14 protein-coding genes are annotated in these 14,410 nt (G+C 40.3%); all 14 read left to right on the forward strand.

Annotated features, from left to right (window positions below; translation table 11 throughout):
* Positions 1-6 precede the first annotated feature (6 nt).
* Complete coding sequence (locus tag ACVR1I_RS04580) at positions 7-390, forward strand: thioredoxin domain-containing protein (protein ID WP_447442855.1); 384 nt, start codon at positions 7-9, stop codon at positions 388-390.
* Positions 391-399: 9 nt separating this feature from the next.
* A complete protein-coding gene (locus ACVR1I_RS04585) occupies positions 400-633 on the forward strand; it encodes a hypothetical protein (RefSeq protein ID WP_017649785.1) in 234 nt (77 codons plus the stop codon).
* Between the two features lie 2 nt (positions 634-635).
* Positions 636-1,217, forward strand: a complete 582-nt coding sequence (locus ACVR1I_RS04590; RefSeq protein WP_447442856.1) for a CPBP family intramembrane glutamic endopeptidase — start codon at positions 636-638, stop codon at positions 1,215-1,217.
* Positions 1,218-1,294: 77 nt separating this feature from the next.
* The gene (locus ACVR1I_RS04595; protein ID WP_447442857.1) at positions 1,295-1,783 is read left to right on the forward strand and encodes a hypothetical protein; all 489 of its coding nucleotides are present in this window, start codon (positions 1,295-1,297) and stop codon (positions 1,781-1,783) included.
* A complete protein-coding gene (locus tag ACVR1I_RS04600; RefSeq protein WP_447442858.1) occupies positions 1,783-3,603 on the forward strand; it encodes a VirD4-like conjugal transfer protein, CD1115 family in 1,821 nt (606 codons plus the stop codon). Before ACVR1I_RS04595 ends, ACVR1I_RS04600 begins: the two co-directional genes overlap by 1 nt.
* A gap of 17 nt (positions 3,604-3,620) precedes the next feature.
* The gene (locus ACVR1I_RS04605; protein WP_155997701.1) at positions 3,621-3,863 is read left to right on the forward strand and encodes a hypothetical protein; all 243 of its coding nucleotides are present in this window, start codon (positions 3,621-3,623) and stop codon (positions 3,861-3,863) included.
* 16 nt (positions 3,864-3,879) lie between these two features.
* On the forward strand, positions 3,880-4,734 hold the full coding sequence (locus tag ACVR1I_RS04610; protein ID WP_447442859.1) for a VirB6/TrbL-like conjugal transfer protein, CD1112 family: 855 nt from the start codon (positions 3,880-3,882) through the stop codon (positions 4,732-4,734).
* A 61-nt stretch (positions 4,735-4,795) separates the two neighbouring features.
* Positions 4,796-5,149: a PrgI family protein gene (locus ACVR1I_RS04615; RefSeq protein WP_001097593.1), complete on the forward strand. Its 354-nt coding sequence runs from the start codon at positions 4,796-4,798 to the stop codon at positions 5,147-5,149.
* Positions 5,106-7,457 carry a VirB4-like conjugal transfer ATPase, CD1110 family gene (locus ACVR1I_RS04620; RefSeq protein WP_447442860.1) on the forward strand — a complete coding sequence of 784 codons (2,352 nt, stop codon included), beginning with the start codon at positions 5,106-5,108 and terminating at the stop codon, positions 7,455-7,457. Before ACVR1I_RS04615 ends, ACVR1I_RS04620 begins: the two co-directional genes overlap by 44 nt.
* Positions 7,454-10,258 carry a phage tail tip lysozyme gene (locus tag ACVR1I_RS04625; protein ID WP_447442861.1) on the forward strand — a complete coding sequence of 935 codons (2,805 nt, stop codon included), beginning with the start codon at positions 7,454-7,456 and terminating at the stop codon, positions 10,256-10,258. The genes ACVR1I_RS04620 and ACVR1I_RS04625 overlap by 4 nt, the downstream gene beginning before the upstream one ends.
* Positions 10,259-10,601: 343 nt before the next feature.
* The gene (locus tag ACVR1I_RS04630; protein WP_447442862.1) at positions 10,602-11,237 is read left to right on the forward strand and encodes a hypothetical protein; all 636 of its coding nucleotides are present in this window, start codon (positions 10,602-10,604) and stop codon (positions 11,235-11,237) included.
* Between the two features lie 231 nt (positions 11,238-11,468).
* The gene (locus tag ACVR1I_RS04635) at positions 11,469-12,062 is read left to right on the forward strand and encodes a type IV toxin-antitoxin system AbiEi family antitoxin domain-containing protein (RefSeq protein ID WP_447442863.1); all 594 of its coding nucleotides are present in this window, start codon (positions 11,469-11,471) and stop codon (positions 12,060-12,062) included.
* Positions 12,059-12,901 carry a nucleotidyl transferase AbiEii/AbiGii toxin family protein gene (locus ACVR1I_RS04640; RefSeq protein ID WP_447442864.1) on the forward strand — a complete coding sequence of 281 codons (843 nt, stop codon included), beginning with the start codon at positions 12,059-12,061 and terminating at the stop codon, positions 12,899-12,901. The genes ACVR1I_RS04635 and ACVR1I_RS04640 overlap by 4 nt, the downstream gene beginning before the upstream one ends.
* Before the next feature lie 6 nt (positions 12,902-12,907).
* Positions 12,908-14,302: a hypothetical protein gene (locus ACVR1I_RS04645; protein ID WP_447442865.1), complete on the forward strand. Its 1,395-nt coding sequence runs from the start codon at positions 12,908-12,910 to the stop codon at positions 14,300-14,302.
* The last annotated feature ends 108 nt before the right edge of the window (positions 14,303-14,410 follow it).

Consider the following 14,410-nt stretch of genomic DNA (forward strand, 5'->3'; position numbering starts at 1 on the left):
GAAGCGATGTTAGAAATCTATTTAAGTCGAAATACCAGTCGGAATCAAAAACTCCTGTCTTTTTGTGACTCACATGGTATTTCCTACTCCAGTAAAGAAGTAAGTAACCTGTCACGTGAAGACTTATTGGGCTTGTTTACCAAAAGCAGTGATTGTTTTACGCTCTTATCCCCCTCGCTACACCGGTTTAAAGGTCATAGAGAGATGAAATTGAGTGAGTTAGTGAAGTTGGTTCTACGGAAACCTGACCAGAATCTTCGTCTCCCAATTGTGGTTTGTGAGGACAACGTGTATCCCGATATGAGTTTAGAAGAAGCGAGAACGTTTCTTCCGAGAAGTCAAAAAGTGGTTTCCTTTCGTGAACATCTTTTTAAGGACCTGGTGACATAAGGAGGAGTTATGAACGATCGTTTTTGGGAAAATTTGGAAATTATCGTTATGGAAAAAGGACTGTCATGGGCTGACCTTGCTCGACAGATGTTTAAGGGGCAATATGTTTATCCTAGTGAGTTTAAGCGCCTCTACCAAACCTTTCGTCACTACAAATCTCATCGTCTCATGCCACAAGTCAAATGGGTGGAGACGATAGTGACCGTCTTAGAGATTGACTATGAAGATTTGTTTAGGAGGTAGAGATGAAACGTTTAGTAGTCATGTACGGAGCCATTCATGTCAATGTACTCCTAGTGAGTGTGTACCTAGTTGGTTGGCTAAACGGGGCATGGTTAACAGTTTTACAAGTGACGTTTCTAGCCCTGCTATTGTGGAGCTGGAAAAGGCTTAAGATACCGAAAAGAAACCTATCCTTGAAGGAGAGAGGAATTTGGTTACTTGGTAGTCTTGGTGTCATGGTAAGTATTGCTCTTATTATGAGTGCTCTATTTTCAGGAAGCGAACCAAACCAAGAAACGTTAGTGACTGTTCAAAACCAGATTCCTGTTCTGTCCTTTATTCTTTTTCTCCTTAATGCTAGTGTCGTGGAAGAAGTCTTTTACCGTGAAGTGTTGTGGGAAGTCTTGTCTCAACCAGTGGTTCAAGTTTTGTTAACGAGTTTCCTCTTTGCCTTAGCCCACCACCCCTCTAGTCTATTCACTTGGGTGCTTTATGGGAGTTTAGGTCTCACACTTGGTGTGGTGAGAGGGCAAACAGACTGTTTGAGCTCAACTCTCGTTCATCTGTCTTGGAATGGAATCGTCTTTTTTCTATCTTTATTGTGATACCAAAATCAAGGGTGCTTTCGTATCATGAAAGCACCCTATTGTTTTGATAAGGGAATCACATAAAGGAGGGAATGATGTCATCTGAACAACAGGAACGCCAAGCTATTCAATATGCAGAACGGAGTGCTATGTTTACGGTAAAGGTCCTTCTCAAACTCTTAGAGTGGTCAGCTAGACACGCCCTAGCACAAGACTCGGCTTATAAGATTGGGGTTCAAAAGTTAGAAGAACTCCTTCAAAGTCCTTATGCCATTGAGTCGCTTAATATCTCAAAAGACATCTTGGATAAACCCGTTGATGTCGAGAAATTCAAGGAATTGGTGGAATCGGATAACCTTCCTATTGCCATTAGTTGGCAAGGAGACTACCTGCATTTCTATGCTAAGGATAAGTCGCTCTTAGACAAGCACTTAGATGAGTTGCTTCAGAAGTTGGTTTCCAATCCAGAAAAACTGAAAGGGCTAACTATGGATAAAACTCTTGATGAGGAAATCGCACAAGCCAAGGAACAGATTGTGATGTCAGAACCCTCTGCTGTGAAAACAAAGGAGGTCATTCTCTAATGGTCTCAGGGAAAAAAGCCTTTATTTTTGGCGTATTAGGACTTGCCTTTGGCTATTTCTGCCATAGACTAGTCTTGCTTTACGATAGTCTACCTAATCAACCGCCCTTGGAACGCCTTGCCTATCTCTTAGGAGAGGGACAGAATCAGGTCTTAAATCCCTTGTGGAATGGCAACTTCACTGGAAGATCGTTTTTAGGCTATTGCTTTGGGATTGTGACGATGGGGCTAGTCTATCTTTACGTCTCAACTGGTCAAAAGGTTTATCGAGAAGGGGCTGAATATGGCTCTGCTCGCTTTGGAAACAATCGTGAGCGTAAAGCCTTTATCAGTAAAGATCCCTTTAATGACTCTATTTTGTCACGTAATGTTAGGCTAACCCTGTTAGAAAAGAAAGCCCCACAGTTTGACCGAAACAAGAACCTTGTGGTCATTGGTGGGTCAGGGGCAGGGAAGACCTTTCGGTTTGTCAAACCCAATCTGATTCAGCTAAACTGTTCCAATATTGTCGTTGACCCTAAGGATCACTTAGCTGAAAAGACAGGGAAGCTCTTTTTAGAGAATGGCTATCAGGTCAAGGTCTTAGACCTCGTAAACATGACAAACTCAGATGGCTTTAATCCTTTTCGCTATGTGGAAACGGAGAATGATTTGAACCGTATGCTTACGGTCTATTTCAATAATACCAAAGGCAATGGCAGTCGCAGTGATCCTTTTTGGGATGAAGCTTCCATGACCTTAGTGAGAGCCATTTCCTCTTACTTGGTGGATTTTTACAATCCTCCAGGTAGTCCAAAGGAAGAAGCAGACAGTCGTCGTAAGCGTGGGTGTTACCCCTCTTTTTCTGAAATTGGAAAACTCATCAAGCTCTTATCCAAAGGAGAAAATCAAGATAAGAGTGTCTTAGAAGTGATGTTTGAGACCTATGCCAAGACATATGGGACAGAAAACTTCACCATGCGTAACTGGGCAGACTTCCAAAACTACAAGGATAAGACCTTGGATTCAGTAATTGCCGTAACAACGGCTAAGTTTGCCCTCTTTAATATCCAATCCGTCATTGATTTAACCAAACGTGACACCTTGGACTTAAAAACATGGGGAACGCAGAAAACCATGGTCTATCTCGTTATTCCAGATAATGACACCACCTATCGCTTTCTCTCAGCCCTTTTTTTCTCCACGGTTTTTTCAACCTTAACGAGACAAGCTGATGTGGACTTTAAGGGACAACTGCCTATCCACGTCAGAAGTTATTTAGATGAATTTGCCAATGTCGGCGAAATTCCAGACTTTGCGGAACAAACCTCAACAGTTCGCTCACGGAACATGAGTCTCGTACCCATTCTTCAAAACATCGCCCAACTTCAAGGGCTCTATAAGGAGAAGGAGGCTTGGAAAACCATTCTAGGAAACTGTGATAGCTTGCTTTATCTTGGAGGCAATGATGAAGAGACCTTTAAGTTTATGAGTGGTCTCTTAGGCAAACAAACCATTGATGTGAGAAGTACCAGTCGGTCGTATGGCCAAACAGGGTCTGGGTCAACGTCTCATCAAAAAATCGCAAGGGATCTCATGACCCCTGATGAAGTCGGAAACATGAAACGTGATGAATGCTTGGTGAGAATTGCAGGGGTTCCAGTCTTTAAGGAAAAGAAGTATTTCCCCTTGAAACACAAGAACTGGCAATACCTGGCGGACAATGAGACGGATGAGCGTTGGTGGCATTACCACATTGACCCCCTCAAAACAGAGGAAGTTCCGTTTGAACCATCAGACCACAAGGTTAGGGATTTAAGTACAGAAAGCACACTACACTAATAGAAAAGAGGAATCGTATGAACCAAAAATTTCCAGGATTTGTTTATGGCGTGGACGCTAGTTCCATGTTTGCCCAAGCCATGGCGCTCTTACAAAAAGGAATGGTTGCGACAGGCGCCTTTCTTGTCGTCATGGGCATTATTAACCTATCAACCAATATCAAAGATGGTGGACCTGGTGTCCGCAATGCCATCTTAGAAATTGTGGGTGGTGTTATGGTAGGTGCCGCAGGTGCCTTCATCACCCAAATTACTATTTAGGAGGACTAGGTATGACATGAACAACACATTACCTTCAGCTTTTGCCTTTTTAGCCTCGGAGAAGATTTCAATCGATAGCCTTTTTGAAGGCTTTAACGTTGACTTGGAATCGACGGCCAACTTGGTCAAATCCCTTGCGGATTATAACCCAACCGTTTGGTCTTATATGTCAGCGATCACAAAAGGAGTGATGCAGCCCTTGGGAGTGGCTATTTTAGCCGTTGTGTTAGTCCTTGAGTTTTCTAAGATGGCTAAGAAAATCGCCAACTCAGGTGGTGCCATGACCTTTGAAGCCATTGCTCCTATGATTGTCTCTTATATCATGGTGGCTGTGGTCATTACAAACACCACCGTTATTGTGGAAGCCATTCTAGCCGTTGCTTCTCACATCATTGAAGGCGTAGCTGGTGTCGTTTCTCATGGGGGAACGACTTATGAGACTATTTCAGGACTTAAAGGCTCAGGAATTATTGGAAAACTGATTGTTGGATTTTTTGCCATTCTGATATGGTTAGTGCGATTGGTCAGTGTGATGGTGGTGAATCTCCTCATTTCCATTCGCTTTATTCAACTTTATCTCATGATTCCGTTTGCACCTTTAACGATTCCGACTTTCCTTAGTGATGACTGGCGAAGCGTTGGGATTGGCTACCTGAAAAACATCATAGTCTATGCTCTCCAAGGTGTCTTGATTTTCTTAATCATCTCCCTTGTTCCCCTCTTTGAATCAGCTGGGAAATTGGCTCTCTCAAATGGGGCGGGAGTGATGGAGACGCTAGCGACCGCCTTTGGTGGTTTAGTTCAGGCTATTTTATTGATCATTGCCTTGGTGGGCAGTCAACGGACTGCCAGGAGTATCCTAGGCATGTAAGGAGGATTGGGAAGGACGTTCCTTCCAATCTTTTTTCATATTCATCTTAGATTGGAGTCTTATGAATACACGTGTTTTTAAGGACATCACAAAAGTCCAACATAGGGCTTGGCTAGGCTTTACCACACGACAAGTCATCTTTGTCTTGCCAGCCATTGCCATTACCATCCTGATTTTAGGGTTAAACCTCTTTTATTGGCAATTTGGGGATTGGTTTGTCTATGGTCTTATCTTTACCTTTACCATTCCTCTTATGCTTTTTGGGGTCTATCGCCCTAATGACTTACCTTTTGAAACGTATCTTAATTATAGATGGCATTATGAAATGACCATACCAGACCGTACACTAACTGGACAGAAAGGAATACAACGTGAAAAAAACAAATCGCTCAATGAAACCAAAGACCTCTTCTAAACACAAGAAGACACGTAAACCAAAAGAAGAAGTGCTGCCAACAACTGTTAATACGCTTTTTTACCAAGGGCTTTTTCCTAATGGTCTCATGCAAGTCACCCCAGATTATTTTTCCCAGTCCTATCTTCTAGGAGATGTCAATTACCAAACGGTTGGTTTGGAGGATAAGGGAGCCATTATGGAAACCTATTCGGACTTGATTAACAGTTTGGATGACAAGACCAATTTCCAACTTACTATTTTTAACCAGAGGGTCAACTTGGATAAGTTTAGAAAGGGTGTCTTGTATCCTTTTCATGAGGATGGCTACGATACCTATCGTGAAGAACTCAATCGTATTATGGAAAATAACCTTGAAGCTGGAGAAAATAACTTTTCAGCGGTTAAGCTCATTTCTTTTGGGAAGTCAGACCAAAATCCGAAACTCGCTTATCGCTCTCTGTCTCAGATTGGGGAATACTTCAAGAGTGGTTTTTCGGAAATAGATGCGAACTTTACTCTCCTCAGTGGAGAAAGCCGTGTGAATCACTTAGCTGATATGTTGCGAGGGGAAAATCATTTGCCCTTTACTTATCAAGACCTGGTGCATTCAGGACAAACAACTAAGCACTTTATTGCCCCAACCAGTCTGTCCTTTAAGCACAAAAATCATATTGAAATGGATGATAAACTGCTTCAGATTGTCTATGTTCGTGACTATGGGATGGAGTTGGGAGATAAGTTCTTACGAGAACTCATGCAGTCGGATTTAGAAGTGATGATTAGTCTTCATGCCAAAGGAGCAGCCAAGTCAGAAGCCATGACCAAGCTCCGCACCAAGAAGACTTTGATGGAATCGCAAAAAATTGGGGAGCAACAAAAGATGGCACGTTCTGGCGTTTATCTTGAAAAGGTTAGTCAAGTCTTAGAAAGTAATATTGATGAAGCCGATGAGTTGATTAAAACCATGACGCAAACAGGCGATAAGCTCTTTGACACTCTTTTTTTGATTGGGGTCTTTGCGGATAACGAAGACCAATTGAAGCACTCCCTTGATATTATCAAACAAGTGGCAGGTTCTAATGACCTTGTGATTGATAATCTGACCTATATGCAAGAAGCTGCCTTTAATAGCTTATTGCCATTTGGCAAGAACTACCTTGATGGTGTGTCACGGTCTCTTTTGACCTCAAACATTGCCGTTAATTCCCCCTGGACCTCTGTTGACCTACAAGATAAGGGAGGGAAATTTTATGGGATAAACCAGATTTCAAGTAATATCATCACCATTGACCGTGGGAAACTAAATACCCCATCAGGATTGATTCTAGGAACTTCAGGTGCAGGTAAGGGGATGGCGACTAAGCATGAAATCATCTCAACCAAGTTAAAAGAAGCAGAGACTGATACCGAAATCATCATCGTTGATCCCGAAAATGAGTACAGTATCATTGGTCAAGCCTTTGGTGGGGAAAGTATTGACATTGCGCCTGACTCTACCACTTTCTTAAACGTTTTAGACTTATCCGATGACAATATGGATGAAGACCCTATTAAGGTCAAATCTGAATTTCTATTGTCTTGGATTGGGAAACTCTTAGACCGGAAAATGGACGGTCGAGAAAAGTCCCTAATTGACCGTGTAACACGGCTAACCTATAAACATTTTGACACACCATCTCTCGTGGAATGGGTCTTTGTTCTCTCTAAACAACCTGAACAAGAAGCCAAGGACTTAGCCCTTGACATGGAACTCTATGTGGAAGGGTCACTCGACATTTTCTCACACCGCACCAACATCAAAACCGATAGCCATTTCCTCATTTACAATGTCAAAAAATTAGGGGATGAATTGAAGCAGATTGCCCTCATGGTCATCTTTGACCAGATTTGGAATCGCGTGGTTAAAAACCAAAAACTTGGCAAGAAGACCTGGATTTACTTTGATGAAATGCAGCTTCTGTTGATGGATAAGTACGCTTCTGATTTCTTCTTCAAATTATGGAGCCGTGTCCGTAAGTATGGGGCCATTCCAACAGGCATTACTCAAAACGTAGAAACCTTATTGCTTGATGCCAACGGGAGACGTATTATCGCTAATAGCGAGTTCATGATACTTCTAAAACAAGCTAAGAGTGACCGAGAAGAGTTGGTTCATCTTTTGGGCTTATCTAAGGAGCTTGAGAAATATTTGGTTAACCCAGAAAAGGGAGCTGGATTGATTAAGGCAGGCTCAACGGTTGTTCCCTTTAGAAATAAAATCCCACTTCAAACCCAACTCTTTGACATCATGAGTACCGATCCAGAAAAGATGAGGGGTGAATCATGACAAGAGAGCAACAGAAGGTCAAGGAGGCCCGTAAAACCTTTCAGAGTAGTTTAAAGGCTAGTCGTATCCATTACCGCAGGGAGAAGAAGGGGTTAAAACGCTCTTTTCCGAAACGACGCTTTATCATGCGCCGAGCTGAGAGAGCTGAAACAAGGGAACAACGTCAGACTCTGAAGCAAACCTATAAGGAGGAAAAAGACCTAGCGACAGATACCTTTAAGGAAGCGATTGCCTATGTGTCTCCCAGATGGCTAAAGGCTAGGGAAATTAAGAAGTATCGGCTTCCTCAAGCCAGACAGCGCCTAGCAGTAGCGAGAAAACACTTGGCAGAGGTCAAGATGGCCGAAAAAGAGGAGGCTGTTACCTCTAAGTTTATCGATCAGAAAAAGCCAACAGAATCAAAAACATCACGGTTTCAGTTTCAAAAGGAAAAACCTCTTGAACGCCTTCAGGCAGAAAAAGAGGTGAAATCAGCTAAGCGTGACGTGAAACAACTGAAAAAAGCACATCAGTTTAAGAACCCCTCGACTAAGGTCAAACGAGGGTTACGCTTTGTCGTTTCAGAATCACTGGATGTAGTCGCTCAAGATGATGACTTAGAGGGAATCAGAACCCTAAAAGAGTCTGTGATTAAAGGAAGACGCTATGGGAGATTTACTTATCAGTCAGGAAAACTCCTTGTCAAAAGTGGGCAGACAGGTCTTCGGTTTACTAAGACGAAAGCCGCTCATAGTAAGGAGTGGTATCAGAACTTTAAAAAGGGGAAAGGGTTCACCCGTCAGAAGCCCTTAAAGCCCAAAAGGCGATACCACACCTTTCTCAAGCAAGCCAGAAGGCACAGTGTGTCAGGAATAACAAGGGTTATTCAAGCAATTAAGAATAGCCTGACCTTCTTTTCATCGATTGCCCTTAATCCTATGACTTGGGTCGTATCAGGCCTCTTGTTTTTCTTGCTTCTGATGATGAGTTTTGTCATAGGAATTTCAGGAACCACTCTCATTCAACAGGATGAGAGTGAACTGACAAAAGCCTATACACACATGACGTGGGAAGATGCGGAAAACACTCGAACCAACCCCACTGGCATTACCTACTACACCAAGATTGATGACGTCATGGGCTTTATGAATCTCAAGTATCAAGATTATGCTTTAGATGAGGTCATGGAAGAAGGGGATAAAACTTATCAAGCCTATCTCAGTCAGCTTTGGCAGGACTTAAACAGTGGGGATTCTTTAAAATCTATGCTTGAGTTAAGTAAGGAGCCTGCCTATAAGCTCTCTGATGACGATAGAGAAGACTTAAAGGAATTAAGTGAGGAAGGCACCTACCTTGCCCTCCAAGAATTGGATAATCCATTTCAGGGACAGACTGAAGACGATGCGCTAACCATGACGGTCCGCTATGGCTATGAGGTGATTGATGACAAGCCAACACTTCATCACCATATCATTCTAGAAGCTAAAGAGAATCAAGTGATTGTGGCTCCCATGGATGGTAAGGTTTCCCTAGAGGGAGAGAACATTATCATTACGTCAGGTAAGGGACTGAATAAAGCTCAGCTGACCCTATTTAATAGTCATAGTGGTCGAGTGACAGACGGTCAGAAAGTCCAAGCAGGGGAAGTGATTGGTCAAACCAAGGATGGTACTGGTCTTAAAGTGACCTATCAAAAGGTTGACGATGATTCAGAGAAACTGGTTTACGTCAATCCAGCCTTTTACTTTCCTAAAGTCATTCAACTCCAAACGACCATTCTACCTACCATTGGTCAATTTGGAGGTGATGAGTTTGCGAGAGCCAAAGCTATCTATGAGTATTTTAAGAGTCAAGGAGCGACCAATCAAGCCATTGCGGCAATTTTAGGAAACTGGTCAGTAGAATCCTCTATCAATCCTAAACGAGCTGAAGGCGACTACTTATCACCTCCTGTTGGGGCAACGGATAGTTCTTGGGACAATGAGGGCTGGTTGTCTCTAAATGGTCCAGCTATCTATAATGGCAGGTACCCAAATATTTTAAGACGTGGCTTAGGCTTAGGGCAGTGGACAGATACAGCAGATGGGTCACGCAGACATACCTTATTATTAGAGTATGCCAAACGAAAAAAGCAGAAGTGGTATGACTTAGGCTTACAACTGGATTTCATGTTGCATGGGGATAATCCTTACTATACCAACTGGTTAAAAGATTTCTTCAAAAACTCAGGAAGCCCAGCTAGTCTTGCCCAACTCTTTCTCATTTATTGGGAGGGAAATAGTGGTGATAAGCTCTTAGAACGTCAAACCAGAGCCACCGAGTGGTATTACCAAATTGAGAAAGGCTTTAGCCAACCAAATGGTGGAACCGCCCAGAGTGATCCAAAAGCACTTGGGGCTGTTCGAGGAGACCTTTATGACAACTCCGTTCCAGGTGGGGGTGACGGTATGGGTTATGCTTATGGACAATGTACTTGGGGAGTGGCCGCTCGGATTAACCAATTGGGCTTGAAACTCAAAGGCCGAAACGGTGAAAAAATTCCAATTATCAGTACCATGGGGAATGGTCAAGATTGGGTGGCAACAGCAGCACGCCTTGGTGGAGAAACAGGTAAGATACCAAAAGCAGGAGCGATTATTTCCTTTGCGGGAGGAGGCCATGGATCGCCAACAGAATACGGTCATGTCGCCTTTGTCGAGAAAGTTTATCCAGATGAATCTTTCCTTATCTCAGAAACCAACTATAATGGCAATCCTAACTATATCTTCCGTAAGTTATCAGGAGTCGATGGTACGATTAGTTTTGCCTATACGACGAAATAAAAAAATATTAGAATACTTGTCTTTTTGTCCCAAATGTTGTATGATATTTGGGACAAAGTAATCATCTCATCTAAACTTTAAGCGTGAACATAGGTGTTGACAAATAAGGAATTATCCCGTATAATAATAGTAAATAAAGGTTATAAATTATTTGTGGGCTAGTGGATATGGTCTGCACCCGCCTGTGGGCTCCGCACTCAGTTCAAACTGTTTGTTGAGAAAAAGAATAGCAGGACTGCCTACCCTTGAGGAATAGATAGGGCATATCTAGCGTGAGGTGAAACTCAATACGTGGAAGAGAAGGAAGCATCTGCTTCCTTCTCTTTTTTAGGAGAAAAATAGAATGACATATACTTTGGAATGGCTCGAGACCTTTGATGGAGAAATTGATATTCTCAATGTCGATATGTCTCGTCTAGCCAATACTATTGAGAAATATGTTTCTCATTACAAATACGTTTATCAGACAAATATGGAGGACTATCCCGAAATTGTTCTTTCTGTCCCAAATTCCTCTATTCCCCATTTATTAGGATTATCAAGAGATCATCATGTTAATTTACCAACTAATAACGCAGGGAGTATTTTTGAAGGATTAAAGGATGATTGGACATTGGAGCGTCTAAATAAGGCTGATAATGGTTGGTTTAACGAAAATAAATTCAAAATCGTTGGAACATTATTACTTTATCAAATGTTACATGTGATGGAATGTAAATTCTACACAACGGATGGTATTTTGAATAGAAAAGTTGGCAAACGATTTAGAAGAGATAATATTTATTTTGTGGTCTTTAAATTAAGTAATGGTATTAGTTATACCGTTGAATTATCGCGTGAACAAGGGAACCAATACTTTCCAAGAAGTCTTAAAATCAACGACACCTTAATTACAAATTGTAGAGAAATAGAGCTAAAACTTGTTGATAAGAAACGCTTTAAGACTGCTAAAGCTAGAAAGGTTAATTGGCCGTCTTAATGGAAATATTGATATGATAATCATTGGGGCATCCACTTTTTATGGGTGGCTTTTTTCTTTGTTCTTCTTTGATGTGATACCAAAATCAAGTCGTCTTTACGACGAAATAGAAAATGATATGCTAACAAATCGTCAGGTTGTTAGCATATTGTTTTATTTGTGATTGATTTTTTCTAAATAATATGCTAACATTGTAGTGAAATGTTAGCATATTATTTAGGAGGTGGTAATGTGGATTTGTTAGAGAAACCTGTCTATAATTACATAAAAAAAAATCATGGAGTTATAACTTTTCGTGATATAGAAGAGCTTAACTTTTCTTACCAACAACTGAATCAATTGGTCTTAAAAGGTAAAGTGGAATCAATTGAAAGAGGGATTTATCATCTGCCTGATACCTATATTGATGATTTCTTTAGTTTACAGTATCGTTTTCCAAAAGGAATTTATTCCTTAGAAACAGCACTATGGTTACATGGCCTTTCCCTCACTGTTCCATTTGAACCTGTGCTGACTTTTCCTTTTGGGACGAACACGAGGCTAATGAAAGAAGCTGGTGTTAAGCCGATTGTTGCTAGAAATCATCATGAAATCGGTATTATAAAACTAGAGCGACAGGCTGGACAGTTTATCTCAGTATATGATATGGAACGAACTTTGGTAGAGTGTTTGAGAACAGCTTATCATGTTGATGTTCAAGTCGTTGCTCCAGCGTTTCAAGCTTACTTTAAAAAAGGAGCTGTGAATTATGCCAAGTTGTACCACTATGCACAACTATTTAAAGTTACTGAAAAGCTACAATCTTATGTGGAGGTATTGTCGTGAAATTTTCAAATGCCAATAGCTTCAAAGCGAAAATTAAGAATATTGCAAGAGAAAAAGGGATACCTGCTCAACAAGTTCAGCAGAACTATTTGATTGAGCAAGTACTAAAACTGATCTCTGGGAGTCAGTATAAAGATTCCTTCATTGTGAAAGGTGGTTTCCTTATCGGACAGATGATTGGCTTAGATAAACGAACAACAATGGATTTAGATGTTACTTTGAAAGGTCAACCTCTTAGTGAGGAAAATATTCAAAAAATCTTCAAAGAAATTGTAAGTCAACCTTCTGAAGGTTTTCAATTTGAAGTTGATGTGTTAGAGCCAATTCGACAAGATGACGAATATGGTGGCTTTACCCTCAAACTCAAGGCAACATTCGATACCCTACGTGAAGTTGTCTTTATTGATATAACAACAGGTGATCGGATAACGCCACGAGAAATTACTTATCAATTGCAGTCTGTTTTTTCAGAGAATAAGCTAGAAGTTTGGACTTATAATTTAGAAACTGTTCTTGCTGAAAAATTAGAAACGATTATTCGTCGAGGAGCTGCTTCAACTAGACCTCGTGATCGCTATGACCTCTACACATTGTATCACCTTCGAAAAGATGAGATTGATATCCCAATATTGAAAACTGCTCTAAACAATACTGCTAAAAAAAGAGAAAGCTTAGATGTTTTGATAAATTGGGAAAGTCAATTAGAGGTAATCCGTAGCTCTGACTATCAGAATCAGCTTTGGTCTCGCTATCAAAAATCATTTAGGTATGCCAGTGAAATTAGTTTTGAGGAATCAGTGGAAGTGGTGGCAATTATTTTAAATCAATTAGGGGGTTAGTAGTGTATGCTGACAGGAACTTTGCAGATGATGGGTTATGAATTTTTCTTTACGTTCGCTGAAGAAAAATTATCCTTGATTCCCAAAGAAGGGGAAAAAGACGAGATTAGGCATTCTTGGTTTTATAAAAAATTGGGAAATGGGAGCTATGCTTGGCCTGGAGAGCCTAAATTTGTAGAAGAAGACTTTCTTTATGGACGTACAAATGAAACAAATCAAGTTATTACATTTTTAATAAATAAACACATTCAACTTCATGAAAACAATGGTGTTATTACTGTACCGTTTTTGGCCTATTTTTTTAGTTATTCTGAAAGACCGATGATTAGTCGGATATCTTTCAGCGGGTTAGAACTAAACTATATTCATCCAATCAATCATGCTTTTGAAATTTCGTATAAACCTGATGAACATGATGGAAAAATAAATATTAGTACCTATGATTTTGACTCAACAACGACAGAAGAACAGAAGTTTAATGTTTTTAGAAAAGAAGTTCAAGTTTATTTCGGCGTCACTAGAACAACAAGTTTATCTATCGAAAAGCCACCTCTAGCGTTATCATCGTCAATGGTTTTTCATTTTGAAGAAACTCAAGATTATTCTTTTGTACGAGAGTTATATCGTATCGCAAAGGAGTTTATCCAATTTCTTTGTAATCGAAGAAATGTTAATTTTACTGATATTCGGTTGTCAAATAATCAAGGAAAGGTTGGGGAATTCAATGTGATTGAAGAAAGTATTGAGATTGAGATGAAGCCATTGAGAGATGGAAGATATATTCAACAAAAATATATTGCTGGTTATGAGGGGAAGGTATTAAATGACATAGCTGAAAATAATCTATATCTCAGACATCTAGGTAATAGTTTTAGGGATAGTCTGATAATTGATGCTGCCAGTTTTGTGCTAAGAACTGCTGCCTTTGAATGGGAGTTTAGCAAACTATTTTCAGAAGATAAATGGAAAAGTGATCAAAGAAAAAGACTGGAAGAGGAAGTCAGCAAAGAATTGGAGTGTTTAATTGAAACCTCAACAGGTAAAAAGAAAAAAATTTACAAAGATTTGAAAAAATCAGTTATTTCTTATCTATCTCTTTCTCAAAAGATTCATCAAATATTTGAAGAATACGGGGCTAGAATACTAGATATATTTGGTTGTTATATGTATAAAATAAACAATATCTCTTATGATCATTCTAAAATCGGAGAGAGGATTGGCAAGCAAAGAAATAATTTTGCCCACGGAAATTTAGATAAAGAATTTATAAATGAGTCTTTGCTAGATGTGGTGTTCCTTGAACAAATTGTCCTAGCTATGCAACTCCAATATTTTGGAATAGATGAGATAGAAATCCAAAAAATTATAAATGAAGTATTTCACCATAATTTGGCATTATAGAGTGGCTCTGGGAGGGTCTGATACGTCAGTTCTCCTCTTTTTTGTAGGGAATTTCAGAAGTTATCGGTAGTGCTACCGATAGCTTTTTTCTTTGTCCTTCTTCGATGT

This window comes from Streptococcus cameli, assembly GCF_053207365.1.

Bases quoted from the DNA above. Each gene is read 5' to 3' on its own strand.
- ACVR1I_RS04600 (WP_447442858.1), top strand. From the start codon at position 1,783: ATGGTCTCAGGGAAAAAAGCCTTTATTTTTGGCGTATTAGGACTTGCC.
- ACVR1I_RS04585 (WP_017649785.1), top strand. From the start codon at position 400: ATGAACGATCGTTTTTGGGAAAATTTGGAAATTATCGTTATGGAAAAA.
- ACVR1I_RS04610 (WP_447442859.1), top strand. From the start codon at position 3,880: ATGAACAACACATTACCTTCAGCTTTTGCCTTTTTAGCCTCGGAGAAG.
- ACVR1I_RS04625 (WP_447442861.1), top strand. From the start codon at position 7,454: ATGACAAGAGAGCAACAGAAGGTCAAGGAGGCCCGTAAAACCTTTCAG.
- ACVR1I_RS04615 (WP_001097593.1), top strand. From the start codon at position 4,796: ATGAATACACGTGTTTTTAAGGACATCACAAAAGTCCAACATAGGGCT.
- ACVR1I_RS04645 (WP_447442865.1), top strand. From the start codon at position 12,908: ATGCTGACAGGAACTTTGCAGATGATGGGTTATGAATTTTTCTTTACG.
- ACVR1I_RS04590 (WP_447442856.1), top strand. From the start codon at position 636: ATGAAACGTTTAGTAGTCATGTACGGAGCCATTCATGTCAATGTACTC.
- ACVR1I_RS04630 (WP_447442862.1), top strand. From the start codon at position 10,602: ATGACATATACTTTGGAATGGCTCGAGACCTTTGATGGAGAAATTGAT.
- ACVR1I_RS04580 (WP_447442855.1), top strand. From the start codon at position 7: ATGTTAGAAATCTATTTAAGTCGAAATACCAGTCGGAATCAAAAACTC.
- ACVR1I_RS04595 (WP_447442857.1), top strand. From the start codon at position 1,295: ATGTCATCTGAACAACAGGAACGCCAAGCTATTCAATATGCAGAACGG.
- ACVR1I_RS04605 (WP_155997701.1), top strand. From the start codon at position 3,621: ATGAACCAAAAATTTCCAGGATTTGTTTATGGCGTGGACGCTAGTTCC.